Source organism: Kiloniella sp. (assembly GCF_048270245.1).
Taxonomy (GTDB): domain Bacteria; phylum Pseudomonadota; class Alphaproteobacteria; order Kiloniellales; family Kiloniellaceae; genus Kiloniella.
Window position 1 is genome coordinate 1 of sequence record NZ_JBLWTH010000012.1, and the last position, 19,931, is coordinate 19,931.

Sequence of the window (19,931 nt, forward strand, 5' to 3'; positions counted from 1 at the left end):
GCCAATACTTTCGTGATCGCTGCAGTAAGAGTTGTCTTACCATGGTCAACGTGACCAATTGTACCTACGTTACAGTGCGGTTTCGTCCGCTCAAACTTTTCCTTAGCCATCTCGCCTAATTCCAGTTCTGATGGACGACCACGCGTCCTCAAGCTCAAATACATTAAAAGCCCGCACTTGAAAGCATGCGAGCTTCAGGGATAAATTTTGGAGCGGGTGGGGGGAATCGAACCCCCATAACTAGCTTGGAAGGCTAGGGCTTTACCACTAAGCTACACCCGCATACATCACACAACGGAACACGATCAACTGAAATGTGGATGGTGGAGGGAGTTGGATTCGAACCAACGTAGGCAGACGCCAGCGGATTTACAGTCCGCCCCCTTTAGCCACTCGGGCATCCCTCCATGTTATCCACGCTACCTCTAAGGGAGAGGCTTCAGCTACCGAGCATTTCGGTGTGCGTTGATGATGCGAAATATGTTCATTTCCAGACGCATGTCAACTGGAAGATCCATAAAAATATCATCATTCCTGTTTTTTTCTTCGTGATGAACTGTCATATAGACCATGAAACGAAAACTCCGGAGCAAAAGACTGTCATGGCAAAGCCCAAAAAACTGCGAAAAAAGAACTCTTCACAACGCTCAGGTAAAAAAGAAAATCCCGGAGCAGGAAATTTATGGCTCTATGGTATTCATGCCGTCCTTGCAGCACTTGGGAATCCAGATCGGCAGATAAAACGATTCGCAATTACGCCGGATACCAAATCCAAACTAGAATCGGAACTTGCCGAAATTGAATACGAAACGGAACGCAAACTTGTTCCCGATCATGTTGCAAATGCTGATTTGAATGAACTCCTCCCCCCCGGTGCTGTGCATCAGGGAATTGCCTGCCTGGCCTCTGCTATTGAAGAGACTTTTATAGAAGACATCCTGACCGAAGTTAAGCTGGCGGAACGTGCAGCCGGTAAAAAAGGCGATGACGATTGGGAATTCCAGCCAGAAGGCAGAACTGTTCTCTTAATTCTAGATCAAGTAACTGACCCACAGAACGTCGGGGCAATTTTGCGTTCAGCAGCGGCCTTTGGGGCCAAAGCTGTGATTACCACCGACAGAAATTCGGCACAACCAACAGGGTCGCTTGCCAAGGCCGCCTCAGGCGCCCTTGAACACATCCCTTATGTTGGTGTCACCAACCTTGTCCGTGCTATGGAACAAGTTAAAGAAGCTGGCTTCTGGTGTTACGGCCTCGCTGGCGAAGGAGAGAAAGTACTTTCGGAAGCTCTTCCAGCCAACGGCAAGATCGCCCTTATTATGGGTGCAGAAGGAACAGGCCTCAGACGCCTTACCCGGGAACACTGCGATATGCTGGTAAATCTGCCAACAACGGATGCATTTGGGGTTCTTAATGTTTCCAGTGCCGCTGCCGTAGCTCTTTATGAAACAGCACGCAGCAAATAATACCATGCTAAGTCAACAACTTACCTGACAGAACCATCCTATGGAGCTATCAGGTAGGTTGTTGCAATTTGCCTATTTTATTTTTTTCACCTAAAACGGCTACCCGATAAGACCCAACCAGAATTTGATTGATTTGCAAAAATCACCTAACTTAGTTAGGCCAAAAACAACGAGCGGTAAAAATACTGCCACTAATAACGAAGAAAGGCACAACCTTTAAAAAGTGCCGCGAAACAAAACAGCTTTATTAATAACACCAGCAGAATTTAATATGCCGCCACCTAAACGCAATAAATATCTTTCCAGCTCATTGAGCACACGCGACTTAATTGTCGATGTTGCCGAACAGCTTATCGCCCAACACGGCGTTGAGGGGCTAAAACTCAAAGACATAACAAAAGAAATAGGTATACAGCTTCCCTCTCTCTACGCCCACTTTGCAGGGCGAAGTGCTGTACTGATTGAAATCGGGAAGCGTATTCTCGAAGGTATTATTGAAGACTTTGATGAAATCGAAAATCTTCCACCGCGTGAAGCATTGAGAGAACACACCCGGTTAATGGTACGGCGCTATACAACAAACAGAGCACATGTACTTGTTTTGCTTGCTGATTTTGCTGCTCCGCAAGGTATTGATGCCCTTAATGCAAATGAAGCTATTCTCTACCCCTATTACGAACGCCTCACTGCCGTTCTGGAGAAGGGTCGCGAAGAAGGACTGTTCAACAAAGTTGAAACTGAAGAGTTCATCGCCAATCGCCTTGGTATAATTTTGGTCAACATTGCCTTTGCGTCTCTTAAAACTGGCGTATTCACAGAAAAACAGGCTGCCCGCCTGGAAGTGAATGCTCTAGCCCAGATTGATTCGATGCTGACAGATGGCGAAACCGGAACAAAAGTTTAAAAGCTAGAACAGATACTTAAAGAAAAGTAATGGTAACGCCCAGATACTACCTGTTACCAGATCTACCTATTAATAGTATTTGGGCGCTACACCAGAATACGTAAAAGCCTCAGCACAGATTAGAAGCGTTTAATGATCGAGTCACAGGTTACTCTGTAAGACCGTATCGCTTCCTCTAAATACAAAAGCTTGGCCACGCCCCCCCCCTGTCATAGCTTTTTTTAAAAGTGTATGGTTTTGATTTCCCTATAGCTTCTTTGAAAGTATTTCATGCATATCCAAATCCTGAAGGGCTTGTCTGAGATCGTTGACGATTACGATCTTTTTATCTTCGATCTTTGGGGCGTGATGCATGATGGTATTACGGCCTATCCCGACGCAATTAAATGCCTACAAACTCTTCGCACAAGAAAGAGTTCAGAGATAATACTTCTATCTAATGCCGCAAGATTGAGCAGTTCAATCACCGCTCATCTAACCAGCCTTGGCATAGAAAAGGACATATATGACGCATTGCTAACTTCTGGGGATGTAACTGCAAGCATAATAGCAGACAGAGAAAAGCAACAAAGCCACCCTCGTGGACCACGGTACTTTCATATAGGCCCAGAGCGCACGCAACCAACACTGGATGCTTGTGGCGGCCAAGAAGTTATATTGGAAGATGCAGAACTTGTTATTTGTACTGGCTTCTTTAGGGAAGAAGATGAAGTTGACAGCTATACGAACCTATTGAAGTCTGCATTGACACTTGACCTGCCCATGGTTTGCGCCAACCCAGATATTGTCATTCATCGTGGCGGCAAAATTATACCTTGCCCCGGCGCTATTGCTGCCCTTTATGAAGAACTGGGCGGGGCGGTTGAACGCTTTGGCAAACCCTACCCTGCTATTTATGACAGCGTGTTTTCTAACCTGACAAAGATATCTAGACCCCGCGCCGTCATGATAGGTGATAGCCTAATAACAGATATCCGTGGTGCCAGACAGGCAAGCATTGACAGTCTGTGGGTTGGCGGCGGCATTCATACCAAAGACTTGAATATTCAACCAAGTGGTCAGCTAGAACCCAACAAAGTACAAGAAGTTGCAGAACAAGCTGGCGAATGCCCGAGAGCGATTTTACCTTGGTTACGCTGGTAGCCCCTCATCACCGAAATATACTTTCCTTCTTTATCTCCGTAATCGCCTCGGCAACAATTGGATACGTTTCCTGCTCCCCCAAGCATTCACCTTCTAAATAATGAAAATCAAAAGGCTTGGGTTAAAATGTGGGCGGTGTACAAGCCGAAATAATAATCACTTCTTTTGTTCCTGGATTTCGCCAACGATGCGGAATACGGCTATCAAAGTAAAAAGCATCCCCTGCTTTAAGGACCTTTCGCTGATCACCAACAGTTAATTCAATCTCGCCACTGACGATAATACCGGATTCTTCGGATTCATGACGCAAAAGCGTTTCACCGGTGTCCGCCCCTGGTTGAAGTTTTTCATGTAGAATCTGTAACGCTCTGTCACTAAGATCGCGCCCGACCTGTCGGTAAGAAATATTACCGCTGCCAATCTCAGTTAGATCTTCAGCCCGGTAAAAGACCTTTTGCCTTGGTGTCAGATCTTCCGAGAAAAAAGCCGAAACCGAGATCGGAATTCCCGCGAGAACTTTTTTCAAAACGCCGACCGAGGGGCTGCTCTTATTTTGTTCAATCAACGAAATAACAGCATTAGAGACTCCGGCTCGTTTTGCCAACTCTCGTTGCGACAAACCATTGAGCTGTCGCAACGCTCGAAGGCGGAGACCGAGGTCAAAATCATCATCTTCCATTAATTTCACTTTCTTGCTTATTATTTTTAACACTATTAACAAAAAAACCACCATATAGGTATAAAAAAGGGGGTGTTGCCTATTTTTTTAATCATGTATGATTCTTTTAAAGTGATGCGAAAAATGATTACGGGCAAAAATCACGTAACGACAGAGCATCAAATCGAAAGACTAAATCCGAAACACTGAACATGGGAGGCGGGTGTAATGAGCAACCTACCTTTGAATAACGAATTCGATAGATCACCAAACAATCTTGATGCTTTCTGGATGCCCTTTACGTGGAACAGAAAATACAAGAAAGAGCCTTTGATGCTGACAAGCGCCAAGGGCATGCACTACACAACAATAGAAGGTAATCAGGTTCTGGATGGTACCGCAGGTCTATGGTGCTGTAATGCAGGACATGCTTGTGAGCGCATCACGACGGCTGTGCAGGAAACAATTGCCAAACTTGATTTTGCCCCCACCTTTCAACTTGGTCATCCCCTTGCCTTTGAACTCGCATCTCGTGTCACAGCGATGCTGGATGGGTACGACCACATGTTCTTCTGTAACTCTGGATCAGAAGCCGTGGACTCTGCCCTTAAAATAGCCCTCGCTTATCACAGAGCACGCGGCGAAGGACAACGCACACGCCTCATCGGTCGTGAACGCGGGTATCATGGAACTGGCTTTGGCGGCATTTCAGTCGGGGGCATTGTGAAAAACCGCAATGTATTTGGCACCTTGCTCGCCGGTGTTGATCACCTGCCCCATACACACAACCTGGAGAAGCAAGCCTATACGAAGGGTCAACCCGAATGGGGAGCCCACTTGGCTGACGATCTGGAACGTATCTGTGCCCTGCACGATCCCTCAACCATTGCAGCGGTCATAGTAGAACCTATGGCAGGATCAACCGGTGTCCTGATGCCCCCCAAAGGTTATCTGGAAAAGCTACGGGCGATCTGTGACAAACACGGTATCCTGCTGATTTTTGATGAAGTTATTACCGGCTTTGGCCGCCTTGGAACACCATTTGCCGTTGATAAGTTCGGTGTAAAACCTGACCTTATCACCTGCGCCAAAGGCTTGACTAACGGTACGATTCCTATGGGCGGTGTTATTTGCCGCGAAGGCATCTACAAAGCCTTTGAAGACGCAGCCGATAACGATCCTAGCAGCTCGATCGAACTGTTCCACGGCTATACTTATTCTGGCCACCCCGTAGCTGCTGCTGCAGGCCTTGCAACTCTCGAAACTTATAAAGAAGAAGGGTTGTTCGAACGCGCACAAGAGCTTGAGGAATATTGGGGCAATGCCGCACATAACCTTAAAGGCACGCGCCATGTTATCGACATCCGAAATCTTGGCCTGATCGGCGCGATTGAATTGGAATCCCGCCCCGGTGAAGTTGGCAAACGTGCCTATGAAGCTTTCAGGAAGTGTTTTGATAAAGGTGTACTTGTTCGTGTCACAGGTGACATCATTGCTCTGTCACCTCCACTGATTATCGAAAAAGGGCAGATTGATCAGATCTTTGAAACAATCCAGACCGTTCTGAACGATTTGGACTAAAACCGTCTGTAAAACAGCACGGATAACCGGTGTGGACCCATCAAAAAGATTGGTCTGCACCTTTTAAGAACCTACTGCTAAAATAAACTAAGAACACAATTAGAAAATTAGCAGTTTGAGCGACAGAACAAGGAAAGAGAAAAACATGTTGATTGGTGTTCCAAAGGAGATCAAGAACCACGAGTATCGTGTGGGCTTGGTCCCAAGCTCTGTGAGAGAGCTCGTACATAATGGTCATCAAGTTATTGTAGAAACCAATGCCGGGGGTGGTATTGGTTTTACAGATTCTGATTACGAAGCTGCTGGTGCGTCGATCGTTACAACCCCAGCAGAAATTTTTGCAAAAGCTGAAATGGTCGTGAAAGTAAAAGAACCACAGGAAGTTGAATACAAGCAGCTTCGTGAAGGCCAATTGCTATTCACTTACCTACATCTGGCACCAGATGCGCCACAAACCCATGGCTTGCTTGAATCTGGTTGTGTGGCCGTTGCATACGAAACTGTTACAGATACTAAAGGCACCCTCCCGCTTTTACGCCCGATGTCAGAAGTAGCAGGCCGCATGTCAGTACACGTTGGTGCCAATTGCCTGCACAAAGCAGCGAACGGTTCAGGCGTTCTTCTTGGCGGTGTCCCCGGTGTTGCACCCGGTAAAGTCACGATCATCGGTGGTGGTGTTTCCGGAACACATGCTGCGCGTATGGCCATGGGCCTTGAAGCAGAAGTCACGATCCTGGATCGCTCTCTGCCACGTATTGACGAGCTAAACAGCCTCTATGGCAATAAGCTCAAAGTTGTTTACTCCACAGTTGATGCCATTGAGAAATATGTGTCCGAAGCTGATCTGGTTATCGGTGCGGTTCTGGTTCCCGGAGCTTCAGCACCGAAACTTGTCAGTCGAGAACTGTTGGGCAAAATGCGTCCGGGTTCCGTTCTTGTTGATATTGCGATTGACCAAGGCGGTTGCTTTGAAACATCGCACGCGACAACACATCAGGATCCTACTTACGAAGTTGATGGCATTATCCACTATTGTGTTGCCAACATGCCAGGCGCCGTTGCCCGCACATCAACCATCGCCCTGAACAATGCCACATTGCCATTCGCCCTTGCACTGGCAAACAAAGGCTACAAAAAAGCGTTGGCAGACGATCCACACCTGATGGAAGGTTTGAACGTTGCGTTTGGTAAAGTAACCTGTGAGCCCGTTGCTGAAGCACATGGCCTGGAATATGTATCTGGCGCCAAAGTACTGGGGCTATAGAACAAAGGCTTCTTTAAAGAGCATATAATCCTCCCTTGAGTAAGGGGCGAATAAAATAAGGCGGGCCTCTAACGAGCGCTCGCCTTATTATTTTTGCGATTATTCAATAAAAAAAGCCCTCCCCACCAATAATGAAACAGACAATATTGGACCAGAGAAGGCTTTATAAGCAGATGCTTTTTAAATTAGTGACAAATTAGACGCCAGACACCTTTACGAGGCGAGAAAAGAGAGGTCTCCGCTCAGCATGTCACTTAGACCTGCCGCATCTAAAAGGGGAACAGAACACAAATCATTGTCCAGCAGATCTCCGGGCGTCAAACGGGCAAGCTCCACCTGATCAGATGACACGCGCCGTGCAGCCGTCGACAAATCAACTCTTTCAGAGGAAATCACTGCTTCGAAGTCGCTAACTTTAAAATCAAAGTTTCGAGTGTCATAATCCATTGCAAGCATCCTTAATATCGCACTGTTTACACTATCTATTAAGGACAGTATAGAAGGCCCTACGTAATAGGGGTGTAGCATGATGGGGGCAAAGCTAGGGCATTCCTGTGACGGAAAAATTTACAATAAATTAACCATATGCCGATGATGCCAAATCCCTCAATTCAAACAATTACTTAGATTTTTTGCACTTAAACAAAACAGGTTAACATCGCACAACCCTTCTGTTGAAAATTTAACAAGGCGTGATCAAAAGACATAACGCTTCGATCCAACATAAATCAGGGTAAAAACCAGATTCCTTTAACGGCGACATGAGCAATAGGAATTAGAGAAAAACAAGCCACAAAAATAACTGTTTTATTTCAATGAATTACGTGAAATTTAAAAAAAATATTTTTTTTGTCATTTTCCTCTTGAGTAATTTAAACGAATCACCTAAATTCCGCCTCGTCGCCACGATGACTTCCCAACGAAGTCGCAAAGAATAAGTGGCTGACCATTGTGCCTCTATAGCTCAACTGGTAGAGCACCTGATTTGTAATCAGGGGGTTCCGGGTTCAAGTCCTGGTGGAGGCACCACTTCTTTTCAAGCACTTAGCTGAATCATCAAATAACTAAAACGCTCTGGCTAAAAATGGGCTATTTATACCACGCCGAAAACCCATCCGGCACATTGCCCCATCTCGTCGTGTAATTTGGTGACACCATCCTCTGTCTCATCCTGTATCTTCCATTTTATCAGGATTGAGAGTAAATACTTCTAAATACTCTGAGATTCTTGTCACAAAAATTTCCACATGAAAGAGAGATAGCTTATGAAGTTTATGTTTAAAACACTCATGGCTATTATTTTTTTTATTTTCACAAGCAATGCGTTTGCTGATAACCGCGTGGAAGAAGAAGCAGATTTCACTAAGTTTGAAGACACCTTTAATGAGACAACTCAAAAGCTTAATCTTGATTACAAGGTAACAGCAGCAAAATGCGTAACTGATGATATATATTATTGTCGTTACCATATAGGCAACGACAGCATCCTGCTGACTAAAGGTCAGAAATACTCCAAAATCGCTGCCTCTGTTACAGTGGTCAATGGAGATAAAAACAAATTTCTTCTTCTTGCTCTCAGCGTTGCATTCATCATCGACCCCTCTTTGAATACCGATGAAGTAATGCAAATCATTAAAGGCACAGTTCTACCTGTTACTAAGACACAGACGAATAAAGCAGAAGTAACATTCAATGGATTTAAATACTGGGCTACAGCACAGAGCAAAAAAGTGTTTTTTTACAATATTATAGTCAACAAATAATCTCATAAATCATCTTACCACTCACTCATCATAAATTACTAATTGCATAATGCCCCCTTCCTCCTTAGGTTGAACAAACCATATAAAACACAAATACTACTGTGTATGTCCCCTTCTCAAATTTCACCGATTTGTTAAAAAAATGATCTACAAAAAATTACTCTTAACATTTTCCTGTCTGTTATTAATCGCGTGTGCATCTAATAATAAAGATGCTGAGACAGTGGCCCAGCTCCCCAACAATACATCCGAAGAAAGCCTAAAAGATAAGGGACTTACACCGTTATCGGGTGAGGAAATTACTCGGCTCATACTAAACAAGACAATTACTGGTGAATATGTAAGTACACCGGAAATTCCACTTAACGGTTACCGTTCACACTGGATGGAATTTTACAATGAGGATGGCTACTCAATTTATCGCCGTTGCGATACAACCAGTGTTCCGAACCAATGGAATTGCACTAAAAAGCTAACGGGACAGTGGAAGATCTTTGATAACAAACTGTGTCTCAAATATAGAAAATCAAAGAATTTCACACATTGTTTTCGGGCATATTTTGATAATAAAAATTATCTGATCGTAGCAACAACAGGAAAATCAGCTGGTTATGTTCGTGGGATAGCAACAAAAGCAACAGACGGCTTTGTTGAAAACCACCCTTTTTAATAATGAGCATCTACCCGCACCAGCACATTGTATTATTGCTTAAACACTCCTTGTTCATGAATTAGAGTATATGAATAGTGCTTTACAAAGCTCGTTATTCAAAAAGTGATAAATTAGATCCTATCAAATAAACCCTTACCTTATTGTGGGTCCTGCTCTTCCTTCAAGCTATTCTCATACTCTTCCCAGTAATGCGGGACGCTTTTGAGTTGTTCTTTTTTATCGGGATCTTTGATGTGTTTATCTAAATAAGTTTTGAGCTCAGTAAAACTTGAAACTTTGGGCACATCAAGATCGGCAAGAAAGAGATCAATCCAACCAGCGGTGTCCTGTGGTAGAGCTGTTTTTTCTTTCAGGAACGACTTGAAATCATCTGTACTCATACCGAACTCTCCTATTTATTTTGTTCAGTGTACCCAAATCCGGTTCCCTATTACATAGCTGGTTTTATATAGTTAAGCGATTAACGCGAGAATGCATACCCCAACTTTAGATCCCGATTTTTAGCTGCTTGATCATCTCTTATAGCAAAACTTCTTTTACATTAACTTAAGCACCAGACTCTGCGCCTGTTTTTGCGTTAGATCTGCCAAAGACTGTGGCATTTCAAACCCCATCGCTTTTGCTTGAGCAGAAAGAGCCGCTGGACCAATCTGTCTTAGATATTCCATAGGATATTCAAGCATATCCTTGACCTTTGCTTCTTCTACCTGCTTTGCCACATCGGAACTACTATCAACCGTGGCCGACTTAGCTGCATCCATCCAGTTAAGACCACCAGTCATGGATTGCACGCTACTTGGCATTAGCTTGACAAGGTTAGCTGCCCTTTGCCGATCAGTCCGTGGATTATCCAATTGTTGCTGGTAAATCAGCTTTTGCGCTTCGGGCGAGATGGAAATTTGATCTTGATTTTTGGCTGTGTCAGACTGCGTATCAGCTGCATTGACTTTGGTCTTACTTGCCAAAAGCGCCTGTTCACGCGATTGCTGAACATAGGGATTATTAGAAGAATTCGCCGCGGTGCTGCGATCAAACCAGGAAGAGTTCAAAAGATTGATCATGTTTTCTTTTCCATCATTAGTTTAGAAAACATGAAGCAAGATAAGTGCCAGTTTAGTTTTCGCAGAATTAGGTAAATTCAGCCCCTAACAAACGATAAAACAAGCAAAAATAACGCATAAAAAAATCCACCCCGGCAAACTTTACCCTAAGAGATCAATCCAAACAGGAAGCTTTTGCACCCTTTGTAATTTTACCCCATAGCGTGTGAACAGGAACAAAGATAAATCTATGTTCACTTCACAACAGGTAAATCGCTCCACCGAGTGGTATAGCGTGGAGAAATCATCTTTTGCCGCATCTTCCAGTCATCATTCATACCTGATGCGGCAAAATGAACAGTGTCACGCCCATGGGAACGGTTAAGATCATCAAGAACGCTCATCAGGGCCTTTGACTTTTTTACATCATTTTTAGCAAAGATATTCTGTTGCACCCCTTGGGCACCAACCAATCCACCGAGAAAAATTCCAACCTTCTGGTACTGCAACCCTTCCCGATACACTTTTTTAAGGCAATGTTCCGCCGCCTTGATCAACAAGGATGTTTCATCTGTTGCCTCGGCAAAGGTAATGCTAAAGGAATTCTTGTAATAAATTTGATCTTTTCCATGAGGACTGGTGCGCAAGGAAACGCTCAGTTTATTTGCGGCAAGCTGCTGTCCTCGCAATTTTTCGCCAGCCCGGGTAGCATGTGCCGCAACGGCCTGCTGGATGAGAGAAAGATCACTTAGATATCGGCCAAACCCACGCGAAACAATAATACTTTTCCGAGGCGGCACCACTTCTTCAATACTGAGACAGGGAATACCATTAAGCTCGTGTACCATACGTTCGAGCACGACATTAAAGCCAGATCGAATGCGTTTTGGATCAGCAGACGCAAGATCAAGCGCACTATAAATGCCCAACGCCTGTAGCTTCGGCGTCAAACGTCGAGAAATCCCCCAGACATCCCCAATTGATATCTGTTGAAGTTGCATTTTGTTATCCGGTTCAAATACAAATACACCACCATATTGGTCATCCTTTTTGGCGATACGGTTCGCAACCTTGGCTAGGGTTTTTGTCGTCGAAATTCCTACACAGACCGGTAATCCGGTATACTGACGCACCATTCTACGAATGCAGTGCCCCAACTCGATCAGAGTTTCCTTATTCTGGACGCCGTCTCGTCCAGAGAGACGAAGAAAACTTTCATCAATCGAATAAGTCTCAATACAAGACGTGAAACAATCATAAACCTTGTTCACCCTGCCAGACATATCCCCGTAAAGCGCATAGTTAGACGAAAAAAATTTTGTCCCTGTTTGACGTAATTTGGGCTTAATAACGTGAAAGAGATCACCAATTTTATAGCCAAGGTTTTTGGCTTCTTCCGAACGCGCGATCACACAGCCATCATTGTTGGACAGAACCACAATGGGAACCCCCTCTAGGTCTGGACGGAAAACCCGTTCGCAAGACGCATAGAAGTTATTAACATCAACCAGTGCAATCCAGTGACGATCATCAAAAAGGTTGGCATCAGAGGGGATATTAGCAGAGCTATTATTCCTCATACAGGTCAGTCCAGTTTGGTGATCACATTCGTCACCACCCCCCAGATCTGTAAATCTTGTTCTCTTGAAATTTTAATCGGCTGATATTTAGGATTTTCCGAGCACAGTTTAATGTATCCGCCGCGATCATATAGGCGCTTTACCGTCAATTGACCATCAAGTACAGCAATAACAATTTGCCCGTGTCTTGCCTCTAAAGACCGATCTACAACAAGCATCCCCCCCGGCATAATGCCAACCCCGACCATGGAATCCCCGGAAACCCTCATAAAGAAGGTAGCCTCTGCACAATCGACTAACTCTTCGTTTAAATCCAGCGTCCCTTCCATATAGTCCTCAGCCGGGGAAGGAAAGCCCGCAGGAATCCTGAAAGCATAGAGAGGAAGTGGGAGAAACATTCCCTTTTTCGCCTGCCCCAGACACTCAAGAGACTTACTTTTCATGAGTACGTTCTCATATACTAAATTCAGGAACCAAATAAGAACAAATAGAGAACAAAATTAATTAAAAGTCAAGAAATAGCCGACCTCTAAAACGGTCCATGATCAATAAGCAACTTATAGGCACAGAAGATATGTAATCTATTCGCGAACACATCACATACAGGTGCCCTATATTACGTAACAATACGAAACAACATCACAAAAGCATATTCAATAGGAATAAACGATGGCAATACAAGATATCCCCTTCCAAACAATCGATTGGGCGCAAATACCAGTAACAGAGCACCCCGGTGATGAAGGCACAGCCTACTGGCAAACTCGACAATATGAAGGTCTACGTATCCGAATCGTACAATATTCCGCAGGTTATATTGCTAATCATTGGTGTGAGAAAGGACATATTGTTCAGTGTTTAGAGGGTAGCTTCATTAGTGAGCTAAGTGACGGCACAAACTTCTCACTTTCAGCAGGCATGACCTATGTTGTCTCTGATGATCTAAGTTCACACAAATCAGTAACAAAACATGGTGTCAAATTATTGATAATTGATGGCGATTTTCTCAAAGCTGGGCAAAAAGATTAATTGAACAAAGTTCTTCTTATCTTCAGTCGCCATTCTCTTCTATAAGCGCCTCTTATTTCTAAAACTTCTTTAAGATCACAGCGCTTCTACCTGCAAAAAAGAAGGCCAGAGATACAGCATGTAAAAATATACCAAAATCTAGATACTAGCTTATAACCCGCACAGAAGTTTCAGCATCAAAATGATGTGTCGTATTTAGTTTTGCAGAAAAATACAACGTTTCACCGATAGAAGTACTCGGAGGTACTTCCATCTTCACCGTAAATTCTGTTCCCGTATCTGAAATTAAATAAGCTAGGGCATATTCCCCCAGGTGCTCTATCAATTCCAGTGTTCCAGATACAACAGCCTTATCTTTTGCAGAAAGGATCAAATGTTCAGGACGGATGCCAGTCGTGTGTATTGTTGGCACATTTGTCAGCAAATCATCCGGCGCAAAGAAATTCATCTTTGGACTTCCAATAAAAGAAGCAACAAATTGGTTTACGGGACTGGTATAAAGATCAATAGGTGACCCGACCTGCTCAATCACCCCTGCTCGTAAAACGACAATTTTATCAGCCAAGGTCATCGCCTCTACCTGATCATGTGTCACGTAAATCATCGTTGTTCCAAGACGCTCATGCAGTCGCGCAATTTCCAAACGTGTTTGTACCCGCAAAGAAGCATCAAGATTGGATAAGGGTTCATCAAACAAAAACACTTCTGGGTCGCGAACAATTGCGCGGCCGATGGCAACACGCTGGCGTTGGCCACCAGAGAGATTTTTAGGGCTACGATCTAAATAATCTGTAATTTGTAAAATCTCTGCAGCCGCGTTTACCCGTTCGTCGATTTCAGCGGCAGGAGTCTTTTGCTGCTTTAACCCAAAGCTCATGTTTTTATAAACACTCATGTGCGGGTACAAAGCATATGTTTGAAATACCATCGCCACGCCTCTTTTAGAGGGAGCAACATGATTTACGACCTGATCACCAATAGACACAGACCCTGATGTAACATCTTCCAAACCAGCAATCATACGTAATAACGTAGATTTACCACACCCCGATGGGCCTACAAAGACAACAAATTCACCATCGTTTATTTGTAAATCTATGCCGTGCATAACTTCAACATCGCCATATGATTTACGCAAATTATTAATCGTTACCCCAGCCATATTTGCTCCATCTCATGTATTTTGTCTTTAAGCGTCGCTGCAAATTCAGGATAATCATTCGGAATATTACCCCAAAGCGTACGCGACGTTACAAAGTCATCTAATGCACCCGGCTGGATGAGCGGTTCAAGCTTATGCCAGTTAGGCTCGTTGTAGTTAATGCAAAGCTTACCTTCAGCATTCAGGCGACAAAAAATATACCAATTCGCAATTGAGGTAATTCCAAAGTGAGGTACCCGCTGGGCAGCCAACACCCCTTGCAAAGTAGGGCGTATAAAAATTGGAAACTTTAAAAAACCATCCGCACATATTCGCTCAATAGTATCGCTAATAGATGCATTTTTAAAACGTGCGATAATCTCTTGCAGATATTCATTTTTATCAAAAGGGGTATTTACTTTCAGCGCAGGTAGAACTTCATGTTGCTCATAGCCATCAAAATGGGTGAAAATCTCTGGATCAACCATCGCTTGATCAAAAGTTTTAAATCCTTTCAAAGCAGCCAAATAAGCAATACAGGTATGCCCCCCGTTCAGAATACGTATTTTTGTTTCTTCAAAGTGATCAATATCAGGTTCCAGCTGAACACCGACCAGGGCAAGATCAGGCACTGTGTTCGCAAAACGATTTTCCAAAGCCCATTGCGTAAAATCTTCTGCCATAACAGGCACATTGGATTGATCACCAAATAAAGAGATGATTTCAGATGCCAAATCTTGCGTGCTACGCGGCGTAATGCGATCGACCATAGAACATGGGAATGTCACATTATTCTGAACCCACTGTGCTAAATCGTGTCGGTCCATAAAATGTAAATAGCTCAAAAAATTACGTTCTAATACTTTACCATTTTGCCTTATATTATCACAGCACAGGATACTTATCCCCCCCACATCGGCATGACGACGGTGCTCCAATGCGTGCATCAAATAGTTATATACGGATGCGCCCCGGGCCTGATTCTCTATTTCCCCAGCAATAACAGGATCTGCACGGTTTAAATGACTTTCGTCATCCAAGTAATAGCCACTTTCGGTCACTGTAATCGTAATCATTGTCACGCTTGGTTGAGTCAGCAATTGTTCAGCATCTTCGACAGATCGTGCCCAATCGCAAAACTTGATATGAGACCGCACGCGTCGGAATTTAACATCACCAGTTGGCGAGATAGATTTAAGAATATACCCAGCCTCATCAAAGCTGTGCTTCGCAAAGCTCTCACTGTCTTCACTTCGAATATTTATTGCTGCGATTCCCCAGCGCAGATCATTCGTCGTCTGCATGTAATCATCAATGTATTGCGCTTGGTGAGATCGATGAAAGGCCCCAAACCCAAGGTGTACAATACCGACATTACAAAGTTTTGGATTATAAGTTGTTTCATAAATATCTTGAGAGGAAAATGCGCTCATTGCATTTCCTTTGATTGATGCGCCAACTCTGTTTGTGCTATTTGACGATATGCTGAAGGTGTCATGTTCTTAATTCTGAGAAAATGTCGATTGAAATTTGCAAGGTTTTGAAAACCAACGTCAAAACATATACTTGAAACCTGATCGTTGGTTGCATAAAGCATGCTGCAAGCTTGACCAATACGAATACGATTTACAAACTCAACAAACGTATGCCCCGTTACAGACTGGAAATTACGCGAAAATGTAGTTGGTGACATCGACGTCATTGCAGCCGCTTTTTTCACAGAAATTTCGTCGGCAAAATTATTAACAATATAATCAATGACCTTCCCAATACGTGCTTTTTTACCCCCTTCCGGTTGCATCAATTTAGAAACAGATAATGTGGTTTTATTACTGTTTTTGTTAATCAAAACCAGAAAGTGCAGCAAAGCCACGACACGCTCTACACCTCGAAGTTCCCGTATCTTTTCCATTTGCAAAACCGCTGTCTTTGGATCAAAACCGACAAATTCAATACCGGATTGGGCAAGGTCTAACATGGGCTTCAATTCTGTGAACTCGGGAAAGGCAGTCATGATCGCATCCATACTTGACTGTCTGAACTGGACCAACATATCCCGGATTGGCACTTCTTGTGCCCACACTTCGTCTGTAATCCAGTTATGCGGTAAATTCGGCCCAGTGAGATACAATGCACCCGGTTTGAAGTCGCCAATATAATCGCCAACAAACGCTTTTCCCCGGGTCTCTGTAATAAGATGTAGTTCGTATTCACGATGGCTGTGCCAACGACACAATTCGCTGGGCCATCCATGTTGCAAATAGCGAATACTTTCGCGACTACGATCAACAATTTCTATTTCAGCTTGAACAATAGACATTTATGTTACTTCACTGCCCCAAAAGTTAAGCCCTGGACTAACTGTTTCTGGCAAAGCCACCCAAAGACAACAATCGGTGCGCATGCCAATGTGGCAACAGCTGAAAGCTTCGACCAAAACAATCCTTCTGGACTAGAAAAGCTAGCAACTAAGGCAGCCAAAGTCCCAGCTTCTGATGAGGTTAAATTGATTGCCCAAAATGCTTCATTCCAGCATAACACAACGGATAAAAGCGCCGTCGAAGCTATGCCACCCCATGCCAAAGGCATTACAATCTGGGTGATTTCATTCCAGGTGGATGTACCATCCATCCTAGAAGCCTCTAATATTTCTTTTGGGATTTCCCGAAAATAATTGAACAGAATCATCATAATGATCGGCAGGTTTATCAAAGCATAAATAACAACCAGAACGGTCTTTGTATCCAACAGCCCTAGTTTTTGAGATAGCAGATAAATTGGCAGAAGAACTCCAACCGCAGGTAACATTTTAGTGGAAAGCATCCACAATAAAATATCTTTGGTACGCCTGGTTGGACTAAAGGCCATGGCGTAAGCTGAAGGGATCGCAATCAACATCGCCAAGGCTGTACCGCCAAGACTGGTCACAACGCTCGACCATGCGTATTGCGTATAATCCGTTCTTTCTTGGATCAAAGTATAGTTATCCAATGTTGGCTCAAAAACCAACAATGGCGGAATTGCAATCGCCTGAAGTTCTGTTTTAAAGCTGGTCAAAACCATCCAAAAAATTGGAAAAAAGAACAAGATTGCAACAAACCATGCTCCTATTACTGCAAAGCGATTTTTCCATTCAAGAATTTGTTTATCTGTCATCACTACACCATCAAATTCTTGCCAACAGCACGGATCAAAAAGATCGCGACAATATTGGCTAGTATCACAGCAAAAACACCGCCCGCAGATGCAACACCAACATCAAATTGCAATAAGGCTTGTGCGTATATCAAATAAGCAATGTTTGTACTTGCCGTACCTGGACCACCAGATGTGGTTACAAAGATTTCTGCGAAAATTGATAAATGAAAAATCATCTGTATCATCAGAACGATCGCAATCGGACGCGCGAGGTGCGGCAAAGTCAAATTCCAAAATTGCGCCCAAAAACCTGCCCCATCCAATGTTGCCGCTTCTTTTTGTTCTTGATCCTGAGATTGTAAAGAAGTCATGAAAATCAGAATGGCAAAAGGTGTCCATTGCCAACTCACGATAATGATAACAGATAGCAACGGGTATACGGTCAACCAATCAATTGGTTCTACCCCTATGGCATGTGCGACAACGGCAAACAATCCATAGATCGGGTTCATCATCATATTTTTCCACACCAAAGCATTAACCGTTGGCATTATGAAAAAAGGTGAAATAAGCATAACGCGAACAATGCCACGCCCCAGAAACGGCCGATCAATCAGAATTGCAATCGCCAACCCCAAAACGACTGAAATACACAACACAGAACCAACCAAGATTAGTGTATTCCATACGGCTGGTGGGAAGGCTGCATCTGTTACAAAAAATTCGTAATTTGAAAGTCCGACAAAACCAGTCCGCTCAGGGTATAAAAGATTGTAGCGGATGAGCGAGAAATAGATCGTCATCGACAATGGGACAATCATCCACATTAAAAGAACGATAATGCTGGGGGCTTGTAAGAGTCTAACCAGAGTTCTGTTCATGAAAATGATCCTGAAGGAAGGTTAAAACAGGGTAGATTGCTCTACCCCGATTTAATACAAATACCTTGATACTAGTAGTAACCCGCTTTTCTCATTTCACGGTCCGCTGCAGCTTGTGCATTTTCTAAAGCCTCTTCCACAGAGATATCGCCAGCCAGTGCTGCTGTCATTTGTTGACCAACGGCTGTGCCAATTGCTTGAAACTCTGGAATAGCAGCGAATTGAACGCCAATATACGGTGTTTTATCTTGCGTTGAATTTGATGGATCTGCAGATAAAATCGCTTTCAGCTCTGCCTCATCAAAAGTTGCCGCTTCTTTGAATTTAGGGTTGTCGTATGTAGATTGACGAGTACCCGTTGGCACAGCAGCCCAACCGTTGGTTTCTGCAACCAATTCAATGTATTCTTTTGATGTCGCCCATTCCATGAACTTCATCGCATCAGCCTTTTTCTTCGTTCCGGAAGGAACAGCCAAAGCCCATGCCCAAAGCCAATTTGCGCCGCGTGTTGTAATTGCTTGTGGTGACTGCGCGAATGCCATTTTATCCGCGACCTTTGATTGGCTGGGGTTTGTCACAAAAGACGCCGCGATTGTTGCATCAATCCACATCCCGCACTTACCTTCGTTCATCAACGCAAGAATTTCATTAAAAGAATTACCCGCTGATCCCGGCGGTCCATATGCTGTCAGCAAATCAACATAAAAATTAACCGCATGGTTCCATGCAGGACTATCCAGATCAGGTGTCCAATCTTCGTTGAACCATTTCCCCCCAAAGCTATTTGCCATAGTTGTCAGGAATGCCATGTTATCGCCCCAACCTGGCTTGCCGCGCAAACAAATACCGTACTGACCTGCATCGCGATCTGTCATAGCTGCCGCGGCGTCTTTCACATGTCCCCATGAAGGATTATCAGGCATCGTCATACCAGCAGCATCCAAAAGATCCTTACGATACATGATCATTGATGATTCACCATAAAATGGCGCAGCATATAATTTACCATCATGGGATAGACCGTCACGCATTGCGGGCAAAATATCATCAACATCATACTCAGCGCCAAATTCCAATGGTTCCAACCAGTCACGTGAACCCCAGATAGGGGCTTCATACATACCGATTGTCATTACATCAAACTGGCCACCTTTTGTCGTGATATCTGTCGTAACACGCGACCGAAGAGTACCTTCGTCCAATGTGACCCATTTCACAGTAATACCAGGATTGGCTTCTTCAAACTTAGGGGTTAATTTTTGCATTTCGATCATATGACCGTTATTAACCGTTGCGATAGTAATCTCATCTGCAACTGCAACTTTAAAAGAGATCGCTGACATACTAAGCATCATCCCCAATGCCGTTGTGCGTAAATACTTCATGTGTTCCTCCCAGAAATCACGATTGAAGATAAAAGCTGTAATTCTATACTGCAAAGGATGCGTTAATGTCGCCAATAGCATTTTACCAAGAAAAGATACTATTTATACAAATTTTATCATAAAATTACATTTTACAGTCTAAAAAGTACATTTATGAAACATTATCTAACCTTAAATAGTATAAAATGAAGATGTACGAATTATAATTTCCCTGTATTACAGATTATATTTCTGATCATTGTAGTTCAAAAAACATATTGTTCTGTGGCTCAACTACGAAATTAA

Annotated in this window: 22 protein-coding genes, 3 tRNA genes and 1 pseudogene; 9 read left to right on the forward strand and 17 right to left on the reverse strand. The window is 43.6% G+C overall.

Annotated elements, in window-relative coordinates; all coding sequences use genetic code 11:
• From ACN0W5_RS18695 to ACN0W5_RS18710, 4 genes are all read right to left on the reverse strand, one after another.
• On the reverse strand, positions 1-110 hold a 110-nt coding region (locus ACN0W5_RS18695), incomplete at its 3' end, for a GTP-binding protein (RefSeq protein ID WP_417455639.1).
• Positions 111-208: 98 nt separating this feature from the next.
• Positions 209-282 (reverse strand) — tRNA-Gly (locus tag ACN0W5_RS18700).
• A 39-nt stretch (positions 283-321) separates the two neighbouring features.
• A tRNA-Tyr gene (locus ACN0W5_RS18705) sits at positions 322-407 on the reverse strand.
• Between the two features lie 36 nt (positions 408-443).
• Positions 444-572 carry a hypothetical protein gene (locus ACN0W5_RS18710; RefSeq protein WP_299379136.1) on the reverse strand — a complete coding sequence of 43 codons (129 nt, stop codon included), beginning with the start codon at positions 570-572 and terminating at the stop codon, positions 444-446.
• Positions 573-602: 30 nt separating this feature from the next.
• Here ACN0W5_RS18710 and rlmB point away from each other — a divergent pair, with 30 nt between their 5' ends.
• The 3 genes from rlmB to ACN0W5_RS18725 all read left to right on the forward strand — a co-directional run bounded on the left by rlmB (position 603) and on the right by ACN0W5_RS18725 (position 3,513).
• Entirely contained in the window at positions 603-1,466 is an 864-nt protein-coding gene (rlmB, locus tag ACN0W5_RS18715; RefSeq protein ID WP_417455592.1) for a 23S rRNA (guanosine(2251)-2'-O)-methyltransferase RlmB, read from the forward strand.
• 271 nt (positions 1,467-1,737) lie between these two features.
• Positions 1,738-2,370, forward strand: a complete 633-nt coding sequence (locus tag ACN0W5_RS18720; RefSeq protein WP_417455593.1) for a TetR/AcrR family transcriptional regulator — start codon at positions 1,738-1,740, stop codon at positions 2,368-2,370.
• A gap of 270 nt (positions 2,371-2,640) precedes the next feature.
• Entirely contained in the window at positions 2,641-3,513 is an 873-nt protein-coding gene (locus ACN0W5_RS18725) for a TIGR01459 family HAD-type hydrolase (RefSeq protein WP_417455594.1), read from the forward strand.
• Between the two features lie 121 nt (positions 3,514-3,634).
• Here the strand turns inward: ACN0W5_RS18725 and ACN0W5_RS18730 are convergent, their stop codons facing one another.
• Positions 3,635-4,192 (reverse strand): cupin domain-containing protein, encoded by a 558-nt coding sequence (locus tag ACN0W5_RS18730; RefSeq protein WP_417455595.1) that lies wholly within the window; start codon positions 4,190-4,192, stop codon positions 3,635-3,637.
• 207 nt (positions 4,193-4,399) lie between these two features.
• Between ACN0W5_RS18730 and ACN0W5_RS18735 the strand changes: the two genes are divergently transcribed.
• Both ACN0W5_RS18735 and ald read left to right on the forward strand, forming a co-directional pair.
• On the forward strand, positions 4,400-5,752 hold the full coding sequence (locus ACN0W5_RS18735) for an aspartate aminotransferase family protein (RefSeq protein ID WP_417455596.1): 1,353 nt from the start codon (positions 4,400-4,402) through the stop codon (positions 5,750-5,752).
• Between the two features lie 145 nt (positions 5,753-5,897).
• Entirely contained in the window at positions 5,898-7,016 is a 1,119-nt protein-coding gene (gene ald, locus ACN0W5_RS18740; protein WP_417455597.1) for an alanine dehydrogenase, read from the forward strand.
• Between the two features lie 213 nt (positions 7,017-7,229).
• On the opposite strand, the gene ACN0W5_RS18745 is transcribed toward ald, so the two are convergent.
• Entirely contained in the window at positions 7,230-7,463 is a 234-nt protein-coding gene (locus ACN0W5_RS18745) for a hypothetical protein (protein ID WP_417455598.1), read from the reverse strand.
• 506 nt (positions 7,464-7,969) lie between these two features.
• Here ACN0W5_RS18745 and ACN0W5_RS18750 point away from each other — a divergent pair.
• A tRNA-Thr gene (locus ACN0W5_RS18750) sits at positions 7,970-8,045 on the forward strand.
• 60 nt (positions 8,046-8,105) lie between these two features.
• On the opposite strand, the pseudogene ACN0W5_RS18755 reads toward ACN0W5_RS18750, so the two are convergent.
• A pseudogene (locus tag ACN0W5_RS18755) lies at positions 8,106-8,189 on the reverse strand (DUF4113 domain-containing protein); the annotation flags it as partial.
• Between the two features lie 92 nt (positions 8,190-8,281).
• Here ACN0W5_RS18755 and ACN0W5_RS18760 point away from each other — a divergent pair.
• Positions 8,282-8,779 (forward strand): hypothetical protein, encoded by a 498-nt coding sequence (locus tag ACN0W5_RS18760; protein ID WP_417455599.1) that lies wholly within the window; start codon positions 8,282-8,284, stop codon positions 8,777-8,779.
• Positions 8,780-8,921: 142 nt separating this feature from the next.
• Positions 8,922-9,449, forward strand: a complete 528-nt coding sequence (locus ACN0W5_RS18765) for a hypothetical protein (RefSeq protein ID WP_417455600.1) — start codon at positions 8,922-8,924, stop codon at positions 9,447-9,449.
• 140 nt (positions 9,450-9,589) lie between these two features.
• Here ACN0W5_RS18765 and ACN0W5_RS18770 read toward each other — a convergent pair whose 3' ends face one another.
• From ACN0W5_RS18770 to ACN0W5_RS18785, 4 genes are all read right to left on the reverse strand, one after another.
• A complete protein-coding gene (locus tag ACN0W5_RS18770; RefSeq protein ID WP_417455601.1) occupies positions 9,590-9,832 on the reverse strand; it encodes a hypothetical protein in 243 nt (80 codons plus the stop codon).
• A 156-nt stretch (positions 9,833-9,988) separates the two neighbouring features.
• The gene (locus ACN0W5_RS18775) at positions 9,989-10,513 is read right to left on the reverse strand and encodes a hypothetical protein (RefSeq protein ID WP_417455602.1); all 525 of its coding nucleotides are present in this window, start codon (positions 10,511-10,513) and stop codon (positions 9,989-9,991) included.
• Positions 10,514-10,746: 233 nt separating this feature from the next.
• The gene (locus ACN0W5_RS18780; RefSeq protein ID WP_417455603.1) at positions 10,747-12,072 is read right to left on the reverse strand and encodes a Y-family DNA polymerase; all 1,326 of its coding nucleotides are present in this window, start codon (positions 12,070-12,072) and stop codon (positions 10,747-10,749) included.
• Between the two features lie 5 nt (positions 12,073-12,077).
• Positions 12,078-12,515: a LexA family protein gene (locus ACN0W5_RS18785; RefSeq protein WP_417455604.1), complete on the reverse strand. Its 438-nt coding sequence runs from the start codon at positions 12,513-12,515 to the stop codon at positions 12,078-12,080.
• A 226-nt stretch (positions 12,516-12,741) separates the two neighbouring features.
• Here ACN0W5_RS18785 and ACN0W5_RS18790 point away from each other — a divergent pair, with 226 nt between their 5' ends.
• Complete coding sequence (locus ACN0W5_RS18790) at positions 12,742-13,101, forward strand: DHCW motif cupin fold protein (protein WP_417455605.1); 360 nt, start codon at positions 12,742-12,744, stop codon at positions 13,099-13,101.
• A gap of 145 nt (positions 13,102-13,246) precedes the next feature.
• Here the strand turns inward: ACN0W5_RS18790 and ACN0W5_RS18795 are convergent, their stop codons facing one another.
• The 6 genes from ACN0W5_RS18795 to ACN0W5_RS18820 form a co-directional block, all read right to left on the reverse strand.
• Complete coding sequence (locus ACN0W5_RS18795; RefSeq protein WP_417455606.1) at positions 13,247-14,263, reverse strand: ABC transporter ATP-binding protein; 1,017 nt, start codon at positions 14,261-14,263, stop codon at positions 13,247-13,249.
• Positions 14,251-15,675, reverse strand: a complete 1,425-nt coding sequence (locus ACN0W5_RS18800) for a mannitol dehydrogenase family protein (RefSeq protein ID WP_417455607.1) — start codon at positions 15,673-15,675, stop codon at positions 14,251-14,253. The genes ACN0W5_RS18795 and ACN0W5_RS18800 overlap by 13 nt, the downstream gene beginning before the upstream one ends.
• Positions 15,672-16,562: a helix-turn-helix domain-containing protein gene (locus tag ACN0W5_RS18805; protein WP_417455608.1), complete on the reverse strand. Its 891-nt coding sequence runs from the start codon at positions 16,560-16,562 to the stop codon at positions 15,672-15,674. The genes ACN0W5_RS18800 and ACN0W5_RS18805 overlap by 4 nt, the downstream gene beginning before the upstream one ends.
• 5 nt (positions 16,563-16,567) lie before the next feature.
• The gene (locus ACN0W5_RS18810; protein WP_417455609.1) at positions 16,568-17,398 is read right to left on the reverse strand and encodes a carbohydrate ABC transporter permease; all 831 of its coding nucleotides are present in this window, start codon (positions 17,396-17,398) and stop codon (positions 16,568-16,570) included.
• A gap of 2 nt (positions 17,399-17,400) precedes the next feature.
• A complete protein-coding gene (locus ACN0W5_RS18815; protein WP_417455610.1) occupies positions 17,401-18,261 on the reverse strand; it encodes a carbohydrate ABC transporter permease in 861 nt (286 codons plus the stop codon).
• Positions 18,262-18,332: 71 nt separating this feature from the next.
• Positions 18,333-19,646 carry an ABC transporter substrate-binding protein gene (locus ACN0W5_RS18820; RefSeq protein ID WP_417455611.1) on the reverse strand — a complete coding sequence of 438 codons (1,314 nt, stop codon included), beginning with the start codon at positions 19,644-19,646 and terminating at the stop codon, positions 18,333-18,335.
• Positions 19,647-19,931 lie beyond the last annotated feature (285 nt).

What these genes read in the sequence shown, in the direction of transcription:
- ACN0W5_RS18780 (WP_417455603.1), bottom strand. Translation starts at nt 12,072, where the DNA reads ATGAGGAATAATAGCTCTGCTAATATCCCCTCTGATGCCAACCTTTTT.
- ACN0W5_RS18730 (WP_417455595.1), bottom strand. Translation starts at nt 4,192, where the DNA reads ATGGAAGATGATGATTTTGACCTCGGTCTCCGCCTTCGAGCGTTGCGA.
- ACN0W5_RS18815 (WP_417455610.1), bottom strand. Translation starts at nt 18,261, where the DNA reads ATGAACAGAACTCTGGTTAGACTCTTACAAGCCCCCAGCATTATCGTT.
- rlmB (WP_417455592.1), top strand. Translation starts at nt 603, where the DNA reads ATGGCAAAGCCCAAAAAACTGCGAAAAAAGAACTCTTCACAACGCTCA.
- ACN0W5_RS18805 (WP_417455608.1), bottom strand. Translation starts at nt 16,562, where the DNA reads ATGTCTATTGTTCAAGCTGAAATAGAAATTGTTGATCGTAGTCGCGAA.
- ACN0W5_RS18710 (WP_299379136.1), bottom strand. Translation starts at nt 572, where the DNA reads ATGGTCTATATGACAGTTCATCACGAAGAAAAAAACAGGAATGATGAT.
- ACN0W5_RS18735 (WP_417455596.1), top strand. Translation starts at nt 4,400, where the DNA reads ATGAGCAACCTACCTTTGAATAACGAATTCGATAGATCACCAAACAAT.
- ACN0W5_RS18745 (WP_417455598.1), bottom strand. Translation starts at nt 7,463, where the DNA reads ATGGATTATGACACTCGAAACTTTGATTTTAAAGTTAGCGACTTCGAA.
- ald (WP_417455597.1), top strand. Translation starts at nt 5,898, where the DNA reads ATGTTGATTGGTGTTCCAAAGGAGATCAAGAACCACGAGTATCGTGTG.
- ACN0W5_RS18820 (WP_417455611.1), bottom strand. Translation starts at nt 19,646, where the DNA reads ATGAAGTATTTACGCACAACGGCATTGGGGATGATGCTTAGTATGTCA.
- ACN0W5_RS18810 (WP_417455609.1), bottom strand. Translation starts at nt 17,398, where the DNA reads ATGACAGATAAACAAATTCTTGAATGGAAAAATCGCTTTGCAGTAATA.
- ACN0W5_RS18785 (WP_417455604.1), bottom strand. Translation starts at nt 12,515, where the DNA reads ATGAAAAGTAAGTCTCTTGAGTGTCTGGGGCAGGCGAAAAAGGGAATG.
- ACN0W5_RS18720 (WP_417455593.1), top strand. Translation starts at nt 1,738, where the DNA reads ATGCCGCCACCTAAACGCAATAAATATCTTTCCAGCTCATTGAGCACA.
- ACN0W5_RS18760 (WP_417455599.1), top strand. Translation starts at nt 8,282, where the DNA reads ATGAAGTTTATGTTTAAAACACTCATGGCTATTATTTTTTTTATTTTC.
- ACN0W5_RS18765 (WP_417455600.1), top strand. Translation starts at nt 8,922, where the DNA reads ATGATCTACAAAAAATTACTCTTAACATTTTCCTGTCTGTTATTAATC.
- ACN0W5_RS18770 (WP_417455601.1), bottom strand. Translation starts at nt 9,832, where the DNA reads ATGAGTACAGATGATTTCAAGTCGTTCCTGAAAGAAAAAACAGCTCTA.
- ACN0W5_RS18790 (WP_417455605.1), top strand. Translation starts at nt 12,742, where the DNA reads ATGGCAATACAAGATATCCCCTTCCAAACAATCGATTGGGCGCAAATA.
- ACN0W5_RS18775 (WP_417455602.1), bottom strand. Translation starts at nt 10,513, where the DNA reads ATGATCAATCTTTTGAACTCTTCCTGGTTTGATCGCAGCACCGCGGCG.
- ACN0W5_RS18725 (WP_417455594.1), top strand. Translation starts at nt 2,641, where the DNA reads ATGCATATCCAAATCCTGAAGGGCTTGTCTGAGATCGTTGACGATTAC.
- ACN0W5_RS18800 (WP_417455607.1), bottom strand. Translation starts at nt 15,675, where the DNA reads ATGAGCGCATTTTCCTCTCAAGATATTTATGAAACAACTTATAATCCA.
- ACN0W5_RS18795 (WP_417455606.1), bottom strand. Translation starts at nt 14,263, where the DNA reads ATGGCTGGGGTAACGATTAATAATTTGCGTAAATCATATGGCGATGTT.